Genomic DNA, 16,078 nt, shown 5'->3' with positions numbered 1-16,078 from the left:
TTCGGCGCAGGGAGCTTTCCGGCGAACGGCGCCGAACCGCCGCCTCCGCCTCCGCATTCTCCCCCGCCTCAGCCTTCCCCCACCCACCATTCTCTTACAGCCATGGACAAAAACAAGATGCCGGCCTATCCGGACGAGCCCAAAATCCCGGTTCTGCCCAACCTTCTCACGGCGGGCAACCTGCTCTGCGGCTTCTTCTCCATCCTCACCATCTTCAAGGGCATGAACCTGCCCGACGGCACGCCCGAGGCCTTTGAATGTTACCAGAAGGCGACCTACTTCATCTTCGCCGCCTGCATCTTCGACCTGCTCGACGGGCGCGTGGCACGCATGTGCAAGTGCGACGGCCCCTTCGGGCGCGAGTTTGACTCGATTGCCGACGTCGTCTCCTTCGGCATTGCTCCGGCGCTGCTGCTCTCTCGCGCCGTGCTCTTCGACCTGCCGGGCGAATACGTCGGGCAAGTCATCGCCGTGCTCTACCTGCTCTGCGCCGCGCTGCGTCTGGCTCGCTTCAACTGCATGGCCGCCGCGCCCAAGAAAGAGAACCAGAGCACGGACTTCGTCGGCCTGCCCGTTCCCATGGCGGCCGGAGCCGTCGTCAGCACGATGTACCTCGTCATCGACCTGACGACCAACCGCAACCTCGACATCGCCCAGCCTTGGCAGATCACCATGGCCATCTGCATGACGGTCGTCTCGCTGCTCATGATGAGCCGCGTCATCTACCCGAGCTTCAAGCACGTGACCTTCGAGAAGCGCGGCACCGTCGCGGCCATCCTCATCGCCACCGTGGCCATCTGCGCCCTGGTGCTCTTCCCGTGGATTGCCCCGGCGCTGCTCTTCCTCTGCTACCTGCTCTACGGCCTCATCGTGCGCCCCTTCCTCAACCGCCGCCTGCGCCGTGCGCTCGAAATCTGCGAGGATGAGGAGGACGACGACGAGGTCAAGCGAGGCTGAAGCCCGCGGCATGCCCGTCGCTCACCTGCCGCACGCCCGCCGCATGCCCGTCGCTCGCCCGCCTCACGCCCGCCGTGCACCCGCGGCATGTCTGCCGCAGGCCGCCGCGCGAACGCGTGTCGCGCACGAGAATCGCCTTGACAATTCGGCGCGGGGGCGTATAGTTTCTCGTTGTCAGTTATGAAAGAAAAGATAGCAAGCGTACAAGCAGAAGCCCTGGCTCGCATTGCCGAAATCGCCGACATGAGGGGGATTGAGGAGGCTCGCGTGAGCATCCTGGGCAAGAAGGGGTCCTTTACCCAAGTGCAGCAGGGCATGCGCGACGTGCCCAAGGAAGAGAAACCCGCCGTGGGCGCCCTGCTCAACGAAGCGCGCGCCGCCATCACCGCCGCGCTCGACGAGCGCCGCGCGGCTCTTCAGCAGCAGCTCGACGCCGCCGCCGTGGCGGGCATCGACCTGACCATGCCGGGCGCCGCCCTTCCCTCCGGCGGCCTGCACCCCATCAGCATCGTGCGCGACGAAGCCGTCCGCATCCTGCGCCGCATGGGCTTTACGCTTTCTGACGGCCCGGAAATCGAGGACGAGTGGCACTGCTTCGACGCGCTCAACACGCCCGAAGACCACCCCGCCCGCAACGAGAAAGACACCTTCTACTTCGACTCCGGCAAGCTCCTGCGCACGCAGACGAGCACCGTGCAGGCCCGCGCGATGGAGAAACAGGCGCCGCCCGTGCGCATCATCTGCCCTGGCTCTGCCTTCCGCCGCGACGCCATCGACGCGACGCACCTCTCGGCCTTCAACCAGATCGAGGGCCTCTACGTCGACCGCGCCGTCAGCGTCGGCGACCTCAAGGGCACGCTCGAATACTTCCTCAAGGCCCTCTTCGGCAGCGAGACGGCCGTGCGCTTCCGCCCGCATTTCTTCCCCTTCACCGAGCCGAGCTTTGAAATCGACGTGCTGCTGCAGGCCGCGGGGCAGGCGCCGCGCTGGATCGAGATTGCCGGCTGCGGCATGGTCAACCCCGCCGTCTTTGAAAACATCGACCGCGAGACCGGCAAAGAGCTCTACACGGGCTGCACCGGCTTCGCCTTCGGCATCGGTCTGGAGCGCCTCGCCATGATACGCTGGGGCATCCGCGACATCCGCCTGCTCATCGAAAACGACCTGCGCTTCCTCGCCCAGTTCCAATAACCCCCTTTCTCAACAAGACACATGAACGTTTCACTCAACTGGCTTTCCGCCTACATCGACCTCGAGGGTCTCGACACCCGTGAAATGGCCGACATGCTCACCTTCGCCGGCATCGAGGTGGAGGGGATTCAGGAGCGCGGCGTCACCACGGACCTCGTCGTGGTGGCACAAGTCATGCAGAAAACCCCCGTCGAAGGCAGCGACCACCTCAACGTCTGCCAAGTCGATGCGGGCGAGGGCTCGCTGCGCCAAATCGTCTGCGGCGCCGCCAACTACAAGGTCGGCGACAAAGTACCCTGTGCGCTTCCCGGCGCCGTGCTGCCGGGCGGCTGGCAGATCAAGGAGGGCAAGATGCTGGGCGTGGCGAGCTGCGGCATGCTCTGCTCGGCCTCCGAGCTCGGGCTGCCCGACAAAGAGCACGGGCTCTGGATTCTGCCCGAAGACTCCGTCATCGGCACGCCGGTGCGCGAGTTCGTGAAGTCCGACACCATCTTTGAGCTGGAGATCACCCCGAACCGCCCCGACCTGCTCAGCCACTGGGGCATGGCACGCGAGCTCGCCGGCATCACAGGCCGCGCCCTCAAGGCCGATCCCGCCGCCGGCTGCGACGCCTGCAACACCAAACCCGCCGGAGACTTCATCAAGCTCTCGGCGCCCGAGATCTGCCCCTTCTACACCGCCACGCGCATCCGCAACGTCAAGATCGGCCCCTCGCCCGAGTGGCTCGCCGAGCGCCTCATGGCCATCGGCCTGCGTCCCATCAACAACGTGGTTGACATCACCAACTACTGCCTCTTCGAGCTCGGTCACCCCCTGCACGCCTTCGACGCCGCCAAGCTGACGGGCCATCTCAACATCCGCCGCGCCGAGCCCGGCGAGCGCTTCACCAGCCTCATGAACGAGACTTACACGCTCACGAGCGACGACGTGGTCATCTCCGACGACTCCGGTGCGGCACTCTCCATCGGCGGCATCATGGGCGGTCTCGACTCGGGCGTCACCGAGCAGACGACCGACATCGTGCTCGAGTCGGCCTGGTTCCTGCGCAGCGCCATCCGCTTCACCGGGCGCCGCCTCGGCCTCGCCTCCGACTCCTCGTACCGCTTCGAGCGCGGCGCCTCGCCGTGGAACGTGCTGCGGGCGGCCTCTCGCGCCATCGAGCTCATTCTCGAATGCGCGGGCGGTCAGGCCGAGCCGATTCTCGTCGGCGGGCAGGCTCCCTGCCTCGTGTCCGAAGCGCTGGCGCAGACGGCCACCGTGCTCGAACAGGGCAGCGAGGCCAAGGTCTACTACGCCCTCGACCAGGTGCATCTCGACTGGAAGGAGCTCGACGTCATGACCAACGGCTCCATCCCGCACCTCGAGGCCGCACGCATCCTCCGCAACCTCGGCCTGCGCGACACGGACGGCAAGGGCAATTGGGACTGCCCGCCTTGGCGCCTCGACCTCAAGCGCAGCTGCGACCTGCTCGAGGAGATCGTGCGCGTCTACGGCATCGACAACGTCCCCGCCACCAACAGCTCCATCTACGTCGAAGAAACCGCCCACGACCGCGCCCACGACTACCGCATGGCGCTCTCGCGCAAGCTGGCCGGAGCCGGCTTCTGGGAGGTGCAGACCTTCAAGCTGATCGCCGACGAGAGCATCGACCCGACCATCGCCTGCGTGAAAAACGCGCTGCCCATCAAGCCGCTGACGGACGGCGACGTGATTCGCGTCTCGCTGCCCATCTCGGAGGATCACTCGACGCTGCGCCCCTCGCTGGCGCCCGGCCTCATCGCCGTCGCCGCCCGCAACATCAACCAAGGCGTCGAATCGCTGCGCTTCTTTGAGTGCGGCCGCGTGTTCCGCAACACGGGCGGCGGCAAGGGCCGCGACATTGAGACGGAGGTGCTGGGTATCTTCATGGCCGGCAAACTGGGCCCGGCCTCGTGGGTCAACACCAAGCCTGCCGAGGTGCGCGAAAGCGACCTTCGCGCCGTCATCGACTTGCTGCTGCCCAAGGCGAAGGTCAGCTTCGTGCCGAGCCGCCAGCCGCGCGAGGCAGCCGCTCTCGGCGCGGATATCCAGATCAACAACCAAGCCTGCGGCTACGCCGCGCGCCTCTCGCTGGCGAAGTGCCGCGAGCTCGGCCTGCCGATGGAGTCGTATTACGCCGAGCTCGACCTGCGCAAGCTGCAACAGCTGGCAACCGCGCCCTTCAAGGCCGCCGAGCTGCCGCAGTTCCCGGGCTCGAGCCGCGACTCCTCGCTCGATCTGCCGGCCGCCGTGCGCCACGCCGACGTGGTGAAGGCGGTCGAAGCGGCGAAGCAGAAGCTGCTGGTTGACTGCCGCCTCAAGGATCTGTTCTGCGACCCGACGGGCGAGAAGCTGGCGGCGGATCGCAAGGCGATGACCTACACCTTCCTGTACCGCGACGCGAAGAAGACGCTCACGGCCGCCGAGGTCGACGCCGCGCACAAGCAGGTGCTCGACACCCTCGCCGCCAAGCTCAAGGATCTGCGCTTCCGCTGAAGCCCGTCCGCGTGCCGACGGCGCGTCTACTGCGTGCCGGCCGCGCGTCAACCGCGCGTCTAGCTCGCACCGGCCGTGCGTCTACCGCGCACCGATCGCCCAAAAAGCCCCGCACCTTCCTCAAGGTGCGGGGCTTTTTTCGGGTTGCGTCCGGGCGGCGGGAGGGCTCTCAGGATGTCGCCGAATCGCGCGCTGCAGCCTCATCGGCGATGAGTCGGCGCGCGCGGGCGAGGGAAGTCCCGTCTCAGAAGGAGACGGGGGCATCCATCTGCTTCAACACCTCGCGATTGCGCTGTTCAAGCTCGCGGATGCGCCCTTCGGCGTCCAGGGTGTTGTTGTTGATGTAGCCTTCGGCGTATTCCTGCTCGGCGATGGCGACGCCGGCCTTATACTGCCGAAGCAGATCTTCGTTCTCGCGACCCATCTGCGCCAGCTTCTCGGAGACAAGCTTGTCGACACTGGCGGGCAGCATATCCAAATCCTTCAGCTCGGTGAGCTTGCGCTCGACGACGGCGATGACCTTGTGGCGGCGGTTGTAGCGCCGACGCATCTCGTCAATCTGCGCCTTTGCCGTCGGAGAGCTCATACTCTCCACATGAGGACTCGGCTTTTCAGCCTCGTCATCCGAATCCGGCGCCAACTCCTCGGTCGAAGCAATTTCCAGCAAATCCTTCTTGACCGCACCCAGACGGATCGTTGCGACGACGTCCGCCAGAACAAGGACACCGAAAATGACCGCAAAGATGCGAATGAGCAGCGTGCGATAGCTCATTTTTTTGAAGAAATCGTCGTCTTTCATACAAGGTTGCCCGAACGGCATGAGAAAAATGAAAAGGATGTCAAGGGTATCGTCATTCTGCGGGACGGCTCAAAGCTTGGTTACTTTCCGACACAAGGCGGGCCATCTGCTCTTCGAGAGAGCTCGAGTTGACCTTTTCGCCGAGATAGAGGAGCATCTCGGCGAAATAGGCGCAGCCGGCGACGTGCTCCGTCGCCGCAATCATGCGCTCCACCCGGCGCAGATCGGCCTCTTTCTCGCGAATACCCTTCTCAAACGCACGCCGCCCGCCTTCCGTACTCATGGTCTGCATCTCCTCGCGAAGAGCGCGGAGGGACTCCTCCATGGACGCGTGGAGACGGAAGAGATCGCCGTAGTTGTCGGCCAAATTCGGATGGCTCCGCGAGACATAATCGACCATGACGTTGCTGTGCTTCTGCAGCATCGGGTGAACAAGCCTCAGCTCACGGGGAACGCTGCTCTGCATGTCATCGGCGTGGTACATGAGCCAGTTGCCGAGGATCAGGATGGACAGGATGCAAAGAATCACCACCAAGCAACCTCGATTGTCGCCGTCCGCCCCGCGATCGGGCATGACAAAACTCAAAACCCGCAGAAAGCCCGTGATCACCAGAGCTGCTCCGGCGCTCAGCACCAGAAGCCAGATGATCCCCATCCAGAAGTCATATCCGAAATACCAGCTTCCCATCATCACTCGGCCAGGTTGAGAACTTCCGCTTCAGCTTCCAAGAGATTGAGGCGACCGTGGAGGCGATCCACAAGCTCCTCCGCACGCTGCAATTCCTCGTCCTCGCCCGTGTCTTGGAGCGCATTGCCGGCCGAGCGCACAAAGGCGATTCTGCGGCGCACGAGGGCAACATCCTGTCGAGCGTTTTCTCTGAGTTTATCGAATTGCTTGAGCTGCTCGGTAAGCTTGGTGATACGCGCATCGTATTTACCGGATTCCTCGCGATACCACGCTTTCTCCTGCTCCAATCGGACGGCCTGCTCGATCTTGCCCTGCTCGCGAGCTTCGGCGGCTTTGCGCTCCATCTCCTGCTCGGCATGCAGGGCATCCTTGCGGTGTGCGATGAGGATTTGCAACTGGCGAGCCTTCTTGTTGTAGAGCGTGTTGTATTTCTCCAGCGCCAAATCACCGGCTTCCGCACTGTCTTCCAGCATGCGAATGGCGTTCTTCTCCGTCACGTGAAAGACGGCAAGCAGCGATTGCCGGAAGTCCGACGAAAAGCAGCAGAGCAGCACCAGCAGGCCGCCGGCGGCGTACAGGAGGTATTTGACGGCTTTTTTCATCGACGTGTCTTATTGGAGTTCCTCATCGAGCTTGGTGATATCCATCTCTGCCTCCAAGCGGCTACAGGTGCTGCGCACCTCTTCCTCGAGCTCCTGAGCGCGTTTCAGCGCATAGTCCGACTCGCCGCCCTGCATGGCCTTGAGCTCGCTGCGCAGGGCCGTGGCTTGCGCTTTGAGGCTGTCCAGCTCGACCTTCTTGTTGCGTACAAAGAGGGTGAACTCTTTGTAGGCCGCCTCCTGCCTGTCGATGCGTTCGGTGAGCGAAACGAGCATCTCATCGTAGGTCTTCTTCTCTTTCCCTTTGATGGCCAGAGCCTGCGTATCTCCTGCGGCCTTTATACCCTCGATCTTGACCGCCAGATCGTTGGCCTTTCGCTCCGTATCGAGCTTGAGGGCTTTAAGATCAATGAGGGCTTTGCGCTTAGCTGCCAGAGCCGTTTTGTAATGCTCCAGCGCGACGTCGGTCTTGCCCACTCTTTCCTCCATCGCGGAAATGAGGCGATCCACGGCCACGGCACCCGTGGCCTCGACGGAGGCCAGCGTTTTGGCACTGCGCTCGGGGTAAAAGATACTCCATGCTCCGACGACGATGACGACGCCGGCGGCACTGGTGATGATCCATTTAAGTGACATAGTTTACTGAAGGGATAATGGGTTGTGAGGGGTTTTACTTGGAAGCGATGTAGTTGCGATAGAAGTGGCAGAGCGCAAAGCTCATGAAGAAGAAGGGCGCCATGAAGACAATGAAGGCGATGAGGAGAGCCGCAAGGAAGCATCCCGTCGACTGCTCATCGCGCGAGATGTACGCGTTACCCCACCTATCCCGATAGACGGTGGCGTATTTCGACGACGCCATGTCCACGGCCGTCTTCACGGAAGCGATACCGACGCCAATCAAAACGGCGACAAAGAAGCGGTAGTATCCCGGCTCTTCGTTCAGGAGCTTGTAGTTCGGGCACTTCATGGAGAGGAAGTATACGGCCGTCATGAACACCCAAATGATGGAGACCAAGATGGCGGAAACGGTCGGCGCGAGGAAAATCGCGGGGCCGAAAACGAGGAGGGTCAGCGCACTGCCGAGGTAGGGAATCTTCATGTTCCCATTGAAGACGCGCTCCTGAGCTGCGTTGAGCTCCTGCCCGAACTGATTGATGCGGTACCGCGTGGAGGGGGACATATCCTTGAGCTCGCCGAGCTTCCTGAGGATGGCGTAGCCGGTGTCCACCTCGCGTTTGCGCGTGATGAAAGCGCGTTCTTCTCCGTTGTACTCGAAGGTGCTGAGGTGATCGTAAAAATCGCGAATCTTCTGACATTCGGGGGCGACTTCCTCCGGCTTGACGTCGTCTTCCGTCATCCCTTCGGGCAGCGGCAGGGGGACGTGAGCTCGGCGCTTCTCCGTAACGAGCACCCAGATCATGTAGGGCAGAGAGAGCACGGAGGAGATGAGAATCACCAGCAACACCAAGAAGAACAGGTTGCCCTCTGAGCCCGAGCCTTCCCCGCCGCCCGTCGGCGTATCCTGCGGTTTCTGCAGGCTGAAGGAGACCTTCAGTTGCTCCGGCGTTTCCGCGCGGAAGGGCGACGTTTGATAGCGGACGCTGAGGGTCGGTATGCTGTGGGGTCCTATCGTCCACCAGTTGTTCCCTGCCTCAAAGACCAGATTCGACCAGCTGAAGGCTTCGGAACTCACGCGCTCGCCGTCTTCGATGACGCAGTAGACGGTCTGCGTCACTTTCTTGCTTCCGTCCAGCCCGAAAGCCCGAGGCAGTTGGTAGGAGTAGTAGCGGAACGTCACGACGTCTCCGTCCTGCGGACGGAGCAGCTTTTCGGGTTCCGCAATTTCGGAGACGATGTAGCTGACGGTGCCGTCTTTGACGAGCTGCGGAATGGGGCTGCGAAGCACGCGCATCTTGAAGCCGCCATTTCCGTCGCCTTCGAGCTTGAATTGGGCTTCTGCGGCTGCGCGGCCGATGGCCAGCGGCTCGAAGAATCGGTGCAGCGCCGGTGCAATCGTCTTGTGGTAGTAATCAAACCACTCGGCGCTCTCGCTCACTTCGATGATACTCGGGCCGAACCAGTTTTTCCCGCGCCCGGCCTGCTTGGCCGTCAGCTGCTCGAAGGGAATCGGTGCAGACGTTTGACGGAGAATGACTCGGAAGCCCGGGACAAGGTTGCGTTCGATGCTGAGCACGGCTTCTCGGAAGCCGGCGACATCCTGCTTGTCAGCCAAGGGGGTGAAGCCTTCCCAGAAGGCTTTTTCCTCGGCCGTGACCTGACGATTGATGACGACGGAACCCGCTTCACCGAGAATCGGTCCGGTAGCTTTTTCGTCGAACGCAAGTTCCTCACCGGGGAAGAGATCCTGCTGCTCGGCGCCGGGTGCCGGGGTAACGGGCTCGGTACTGCCGGGTGCCGGGGCGACGGGCTCGGCGCTGCCGGGTGCCGGAGCGACGGGCTCGGTACTGCCGGGCGTCGGGGCGACGGGCTCGGCGGAGGGCGAAGGCATGTCAATGGGCTTGGCCGCGAGCTCGTCTCGGAATGACAGTTTCAGCCGCGGATGTTGCGCTTGCCTGACGGGGCAATCCGCTGTTTTAAAGGCCCATCCCAGCTGAAGGTTGCTCGTCGTGAACAAAGAATACATCGAGGCCTGAGACCCGGCCCACATCGGGTTGGCTTTCCACTTGTGGATTTCGGTATGGTCAACGTCCAGCTTGTTGCCGTTCTCCAAAAACTCGTAGCATTGGAGATCCATTCGACGGGTCACCGGCTTGAAGTTTTCAGGGAGGTAGTAAGCCGTGTAGCGAATGTTGAAGGTGCCGCCGTCCTTGGGGTTCAGAATGGGGGTGATATCCGACGCCTCGGGAACGAGGACGGTATACTGCCCGCGCTTCGCCATCTGCCGTTCGGGTCCGGAACCCTTGACGGACAGGCGAATCATTCCGTTGCGATCCTGCTTGATCCGGTAAGTGGTCTCCGTCGTTGCCTTCGAAAGGGCGAGTGCCCCATAGAAGCGGTGCAGAGCCGGAGCAACCGTGCGATGATAAAATTCAAGGCCGCCGCGGCTCGGACGCACTTGAAGAATGGCCGGGCCGTACCAAGTCGCATCTGACTCCCGCCGCGCGGAGGACAGGCGGTTGAGGGGGATGGGCTCCGGGACAGAGAAGAGGTGAATGCCGTACCCGTAATTCAGGTGCTCCGCCATCTCTTCCGTGGCCTCAAGGTAGGCATCGTGGTCGCTCGGATTGGCCAAAGGCTCGAGTCCTTCCCAGAAGCGGACGGTCTCCGAATCAACGGGAGACTCGATCAGGATTTCACCCTTGGTATTGGCAAAATCGGTGGGATCGGCCGCAGCTTGCGCGTGCTCGCGGGGGGTCGGTTTGCTTGTGTCAAGCCGCAGAAGGGCGCCGGTTCGCACGGCGGACAATCCGGATTCGGCCGGTGAGGGGCTATTGACGGCGAGGGCCGGAAGTGCACAGAGAGCGATCCCGACAAGACATGCGCGGAGAGAAAAAAGACGGCGGCTCATAAGCGGTACGGAGAGAAAAGGCGAGCGGAATGGCGTCGCGCCTGTGACTCCACTTTACCATATGCCTATCATATTGTCTAGTTGATTTTTCCGCTTTTGACTTTTCACAACGTAGTTTTTTCCTATGAATTTGAAGGGATTATGACTCATTCCGTCATCACGCGCAGAGAGGCGTCAAGAATGGGACGACTTGCCTTCTCTCTCGGCGTGGCCGTCGCCAAGGCGGAAGGAGCGACGAGGCGGCAGGCGGAGGTGCGCTCGCCGATCGTCCAAAAAGCCCCGTACCTTCCTCAAGGTGCGGGGCTTTTTGCAGGTTGCGTCCGGGCGGCGGGAGGGCTCTCAGGATGTCGCCGAATCGCGCGCTGCAGCCTCATCGGCGATGAGTCGGCGCGCGCGGGCGGCGAGGGGCTCGGCTTCGTTGGCGACGGCTCCGTCCTGCACCTCGCGCAGCAGGGTGGCGAGGATGCGGCCGATGGCGGGGCCGGGGGGTAGCCCGAGGCTGATGAGGTCTCGCCCGTTGAGGTCGAGGTCGCCGATGGTGAAGGCGCAGTGGGCCTCGAGGACTTCTTCAAAGAGGCACTGCGCTTCGAGCAGGGGGCCGCGGCTCTTGTCCTGCGCGTAGGGCGACTGGGCGGCGTTGTCGGCTTTCTTGACGGCAAAGAGGGCGCGTACGCCGTCGATGCTCAGGCGGCCGATGAGGCGGCTCATGCCGGCGCGGGTCTCGGGCAGGTTGTCGTCGTGGTGCTCGACGAGGGCGAGAACGCGGCGGCGCGTGGCGTTGTCCGATTTGAGGCGGCTGAGGATGGCGGCGGCGGCTTCGGCGCTTTTTTTCGGGTGCCCGTGGAAGTGGCCGATGCCTTGTTCATCGAGGGTGAAGCAGGCGGGTTTGCCGATGTCGTGCAGCAGCATGGTGAGGCGCAGCACGGGCTCGGGGGCGATGGCTTGCACGGCGAAGGCGGTGTGCGTCCAGACGTCGAAGAGGTGGTAGGGGTTGTGTTGCTCAAAGCCGATGCAGGGGGCGATTTCCGGCATGATGACGGCGAAGACTTCGGGGAAGCCGCGCAGCATGGCGGCCGCGCCTTTGCCGCAGAGGATGCCTTTGAGTTCGCTGAAGATGCGCTCGGCGCTGATGTTTTCGAGCAGGTGGCGGTTGCGGCGGATGGCGTAGGCGGTTTCGGCTTCGATGTCGAAGTCGTAGCGCCCGGCGAAGCGCAGGGCACGCAGGATGCGCAGGCCGTCTTCTTCAAAGCGTTCGTCGGGTTCGCGCACGCAGCGGATGAGGCCGCGCCGCAGGTCGGAGAGGCCGTCGTAGGCGTCGATGAGGCCGCGGGCGGGGTTGTAGGCCATGGCGTTGATGGTGAAGTCGCGCCGCGCGAGGTCGTCGATGATGTTGCCGACGAATTGCACGGTTTCGGGGTGGCGGTTGTCGCTGTAGTCGCCGTCGATGCGGTAGGTGGTGACTTCGACGGGCAGGCGCTGTTCGATGACGGTGACGGTGCCGTGTTTGAGGCCGGTTTTGATGACGGGTTGGCGACGGAAGACGCGCAGAACCTGCGGCGGGGTGGCGTTGGTGCAGACGTCCCAGTCTTTGGGCTCGTCGCCCAGCAGGCTGTCGCGCACGCAGCCGCCGACGACGAAGGCTTCAAAGCCGTGGGCTTCGAGGCGCTCGACGATGCGTTTGGCGTGCTCGGGCAGGGTGATGGTGGGGGTTCCGGTCATGGGGCGGGGGGTGGAGGCTGGAGGAGGGAGGGGCAAAGCTTTGTCGCGGCGTGCCGAGGTGGCTTGCAGAGGCCTGCGGGGGTCTGCGGGAGGCTGTGTGCGGAGGGCTGCGGCGGGGGCTTGCGGGAGGCTGTGAGGCGGGGCTTGCGGCGGCTCAGCAATGGCTCTGCGGCGGCTCTGCAATGGCTCTGCGGAGGTTTGCGGCGGTTGCAGCGGTTGCGGCGGTGTGCGGCGGTTGTGAGGGGGGCTTGCGGCGGGAGGCGGCCCTGAGGCGGCTCTGTGCGGCGCTTGCTCAGGCGGGTCGGTGTGCGGCGGTTTGCGGGGTGGGGCGCGGGGCTTTGCCGTGCGCGGGGGTGCGGCGCTGCGGGAGAGGGGCACAAAGAGGGGGAGCGGCCGAAGCCGTTCCCCCTCGTGAGTCGGTGCGGTCAGGCAGATCGCTTACTCGGCCGAGGGCTCGGAGTAGTCGATGGCGGCCAAGGCCTGGTACAGGCGCCAGCGGTGGCGGATGTCTTCGGCCTCCAGCTCGATGAGGCGATCGAAGTTGGCCTTGTTGTTCTTGGCCAGCAGGCGGAAGCGGTTCTCGGCGAGGAGTGCTTCGCGCACGTCTTTCTTCGGAGCCTTGCTCTTGATGGTGAGCGGGTTCTTGCCTTCCTTGATGCGGTCGGGGTTGTAGTTGTAGAGCAGCCAGCGCCCGCAGTCGACGGCGTCCTTCTGGCGCTCGAGGCCCTGCGCCATGTTGATGCCGTGGTTGATGCAGTGGCTGTAGGCGATGACGAGGGCGGGGCCGTCGTACTCTTCCGCTTCGAGGAGGGTCTTGAGCGTGTGCTCGTCATTGGCGCCCATGGAGACGGAGCCGACGTAGATGTTGCCGTAGGTCATGGCCATGTAGCCGAGATCCTTCTTGACCTGATCCTTGCCGCGAGTGGCGAACTTGGCCACGGCCGCGCGCGGGGTCGACTTCGAGCACTGGCCGCCGGTGTTGGAGTACACCTCGGTGTCGAGCACGAGCACCTTGACGTTGCGGCCCGAGGCCAGGATGTGATCGAGGCCGCCGTAGCCGATGTCGTAGGCCCAGCCGTCGCCGCCCAGAATCCACACGGACTTGCGCACCAGATAGTTGGCGTGTGCCTTGAGGGCTGCCAGCTCGGGTTTGTCGCCGCAGGCGGCCTTGATGGCGGCCACGGTCTCGCGAGCTTGGTAGATGTCCGCCTCGCTGCGCTGCGGGTTGTTGAGGATGGCCTGCACGAGCTCGTCGCCGATCTGCGGGGCCGCGGCGGTGAGCAGTTCGGTGGCGTACTGCTGCTTCTTGTCGAGCGAGACGCGGAAGCCGAGGCCGAACTCGGCGTTGTCCTCAAAGAGGCTGTTGGCCCATGCCGGGCCGAGGCCGTCGTTGTCGTGCGTCCACGGCGTGGTGGGCAGGTTGCCGCCGTAGATGGACGAGCAGCCCGTCGCGTTGGCGACCACCAGACGGTTGCCGAAGAGCTGGGTGAGCAGCTTGACGTAGGGCGTCTCGCCGCAGCCGGCGCAGGCACCCGAGAACTCGAAGAGCGGGCGCAGGAGCTGGGCGTCCTTCACTTTGTCGCGGCCGACCTTCGTGCGATCCGGATCAGGCAGCTTCTCGAAGAAGTTCCAGTTCTCGGACTCGGGCTTGAGGGATTCGGAGGCGGGCGTCATCGTCAGCGACTTGGTCGGGCAGACGTCCGAGCAGAGCGTGCAGCCCGTGCAGTCGGCGGCCGAGGCCTGAATGATGAACTTCTTGCCCTGCCAATCCTTGTGCATCTTCTTGGCGTCTACCGCCTTGAAGGTCGCGGGGGCGCCTTCGAGGTCGGCGGGGTCGGCCATCTTGGCGCGGATGACGGCGTGGGGGCAGACCATGGTGCACTTGCCGCACTGGATGCAGGTGTCGGGGTTCCAGACGGGAATTTCGAGCGCCAGGTCGCGCTTCTCGTACTGCGTCGTGCCGCTCGGGAAGGTGCCGTCGCAGGGCATTTCGGAGACTTTCACTTCGTTGCCTTCGCCGCGCACGATCTTGCCGAGCACGTTCTTGACGAAGTCGGGCGGGTTGCCGGCCAGCGCGGGCGGAATCTCATGCCCCGTCACGGCCGTGCCGATGACGGCTTCGTGCAGGTTCTCGAGGGTGGCGTCGACGGCGGCGATGTTCTTGGCGACGACTTCTTCGCCCTTCTTGCCGTAGGTCTTCTTGATGGCTTCCTTGATGTAGCCGATGGCTTCGTCAGCCGGGATGACGCCCGAGAGCTTGAAGAAGCAGGTCTGCATGATCATGTTGATGCGGCCGCCCATGCCCGTGGCCTTGGCCACCTTGAAGGCGTTGATGCAGTAGACCTTGATGTTCTTGTCGAGGATCTGCTGCTGCATGCGGGCGGGCAGGCTGTCCCAGAGCTTGTCGGGGGCAACGGGCGAGTTGATGAGGAAGGTGCAGCCCGGGGCGGCGTCCTTGAGGAAGTCGAAGGTGTTGAGCAGGCTGGGCTGGTGCAGCGCGATGAAGTTGGCGCTGGTGATCAGGTAGGTGCTGTGAATCGGCGTGGTGCCGAAGCGCAGGTGGGAGACCGTCGAGGAGCCCGACTTCTTGGAGTCGTACACGAAGTAGCCCTGCACGTAGAGGTCGGTGTGCTTGCCGATGATCTTGATGGCGTCTTTGTTGGCGCCGACGGTGCCGTCGGAGCCGAGGCCGTAGAACATGCAGCGCGTGACGGTGTCCGACTCGGTCGAGAAGCTCGGGTCGTAGCTGATGGAGAGGCCCGTGACGTCGTCGTCAATGCCCACGGCGAAGTTCGTCATGGGTTCGTCTTTCTTGAGCTCGTCGTACACGCCCTTGACCATGGCCGGCGTGAACTCTTTGGAGCCGAGGCCGTAGCGGCCGCCGACCACCTTGGGCATCGCAAAGCCGAGGGTGCCGCGCACGTGGGCGTCGGCAAGGGCCTGAACGACGTCTTGGAAGAGGGGCTCGCCTTGGCTGCCCGGTTCTTTGGTGCGGTCGAGCACGGCGATCTTCTCAACCGTCTTGGGCAGGGCGGCGATGAGGTCTTCGGCCGGGAAGGGACGGTAGAGGCGCACCTTGAGCACGCCGATGTCTTCCTTGAGGGCGTTGACGGTCTCGAGGCAGGCTTCGGCGCCGGAGCCCATGATGACGATGACGCGCTTGGCGTTCGGGCAGCCGATGTATTCGACGAGGTCGTAGCAGCGGCCGGTCAGCTCGCCGAACTTCTTCATCGTCTTCTTGACGATGGCGGGAACGGCTTGGTAATACTTGTTGACGGTTTCGCGGCCCTGGAAGTAGACGTCGGGGTTCTGCGCGGTGCCGCGCACGACGGGGGCGTCGGGCGTCAGGCCGTGGGCATGGAAGGCGTCGACGAGTTTCTGGTCGATGAGGGCGCGCAGCTGGTCGTCGGTGATGTCGGCAATCTTGCCGACTTCGTGCGAGGTGCGGAAGCCGTCGAAGAAGTTGACGAAGGGCACGCGGCTCTCAAGCGTGGCGGCGTGGGCGATGGCGGCCATGTCCGGCGCTTCCTGGGTGTTGGCGCCGCAGAGCATGGCGAAGCCCGTCGAGCGGCAGGCCATGACGTCGCTGTGGTCGCCGAAGATCGAGAGGCCCTGTGCGGCCAGAGCGCGGGCGGCGATGTGGAAGACGCAGGGCGTCAGTTCGCCGGCGATCTTGAACATGTTGGGAATCATCAGCAGCAGGCCCTGCGATGCCGTGAAGGTCGTGGCCAGAGAGCCGGTCTGCAGGGCGCCGTGAACGGCACCGGCGGCGCCGGCTTCGCTCTCCATTTCGACGATGCTGGGGACGGTCCCCCAGAGGTTCTTGCGATCCACGGCCATCCATGTCTCTGCCGATTCACCCATCGGAGAGGACGGGGTGATGGGGTAGATGGCGGCCACTTCGGAACAACGGTAAGCCACGGAGGCGACGGCCTCATTGGCGTCAATTGTGCTGTATGTAGTGCTCATATGTGAGTGGTTTGAACTTCGTGTATGTGAGGGGACATTCCTCGCCCGCCAAGCGGGCTTTTCACGCTCATATAATACACCCCCACCCCTGCCATGGCAACCCCAAAAGCCCC

General features: G+C 63.6%; 10 protein-coding genes. 3 read left to right on the top strand and 7 right to left on the bottom strand.

Going from position 1 to position 16,078, the window contains the following annotated elements; translation table 11 throughout:
* Window positions 1-102: 102 nt before the first annotated feature.
* The 3 genes from pssA to pheT all read left to right on the top strand — a co-directional run bounded on the left by pssA (window position 103) and on the right by pheT (window position 4,662).
* Window positions 103-957, top strand: a complete 855-nt coding sequence (gene pssA, locus AC6UAL_RS00290; protein ID WP_500681347.1) for a CDP-diacylglycerol--serine O-phosphatidyltransferase — start codon at window positions 103-105, stop codon at window positions 955-957.
* 180 nt (window positions 958-1,137) lie between these two features.
* Window positions 1,138-2,148 (top strand): phenylalanine--tRNA ligase subunit alpha, encoded by a 1,011-nt coding sequence (gene pheS, locus AC6UAL_RS00285; RefSeq protein WP_500681346.1) that lies wholly within the window; start codon window positions 1,138-1,140, stop codon window positions 2,146-2,148.
* A gap of 21 nt (window positions 2,149-2,169) precedes the next feature.
* Window positions 2,170-4,662, top strand: a complete 2,493-nt coding sequence (gene pheT, locus AC6UAL_RS00280) for a phenylalanine--tRNA ligase subunit beta (protein WP_500681345.1) — start codon at window positions 2,170-2,172, stop codon at window positions 4,660-4,662.
* Between the two features lie 244 nt (window positions 4,663-4,906).
* Here pheT and AC6UAL_RS00275 read toward each other — a convergent pair whose 3' ends face one another.
* The 7 genes from AC6UAL_RS00275 to nifJ form a co-directional block, all read right to left on the bottom strand.
* Entirely contained in the window at window positions 4,907-5,461 is a 555-nt protein-coding gene (locus AC6UAL_RS00275; protein WP_500681344.1) for a hypothetical protein, read from the bottom strand.
* Window positions 5,462-5,513: 52 nt separating this feature from the next.
* A complete protein-coding gene (locus tag AC6UAL_RS00270; RefSeq protein WP_500681343.1) occupies window positions 5,514-6,152 on the bottom strand; it encodes a hypothetical protein in 639 nt (212 codons plus the stop codon).
* Entirely contained in the window at window positions 6,152-6,751 is a 600-nt protein-coding gene (locus tag AC6UAL_RS00265) for a hypothetical protein (RefSeq protein ID WP_500681342.1), read from the bottom strand. Before AC6UAL_RS00265 ends, AC6UAL_RS00270 begins: the two co-directional genes overlap by 1 nt.
* A 9-nt stretch (window positions 6,752-6,760) precedes the next feature.
* Window positions 6,761-7,384, bottom strand: coding sequence for a hypothetical protein (locus AC6UAL_RS00260; RefSeq protein WP_500681341.1), 624 nt, complete (start codon window positions 7,382-7,384; stop codon window positions 6,761-6,763).
* Between the two features lie 34 nt (window positions 7,385-7,418).
* Complete coding sequence (locus AC6UAL_RS00255) at window positions 7,419-10,166, bottom strand: hypothetical protein (protein WP_500681340.1); 2,748 nt, start codon at window positions 10,164-10,166, stop codon at window positions 7,419-7,421.
* Window positions 10,167-10,616: 450 nt separating this feature from the next.
* A complete protein-coding gene (locus AC6UAL_RS00250; protein WP_500681339.1) occupies window positions 10,617-11,996 on the bottom strand; it encodes a CCA tRNA nucleotidyltransferase in 1,380 nt (459 codons plus the stop codon).
* A 438-nt stretch (window positions 11,997-12,434) separates the two neighbouring features.
* A complete protein-coding gene (gene nifJ / locus AC6UAL_RS00245; RefSeq protein WP_500681338.1) occupies window positions 12,435-15,965 on the bottom strand; it encodes a pyruvate:ferredoxin (flavodoxin) oxidoreductase in 3,531 nt (1,176 codons plus the stop codon).
* Window positions 15,966-16,078 lie beyond the last annotated feature (113 nt).

The organism is Candidatus Parakkermansia intestinigallinarum, assembly GCF_944389695.1.
Taxonomy (GTDB): domain Bacteria; phylum Verrucomicrobiota; class Verrucomicrobiia; order Verrucomicrobiales; family Akkermansiaceae; genus Akkermansia; species Akkermansia intestinigallinarum.
The sequence above is the reverse complement of the archived record's forward strand: the minus strand, read 5'-3'. Positions and strand labels throughout refer to the sequence as shown.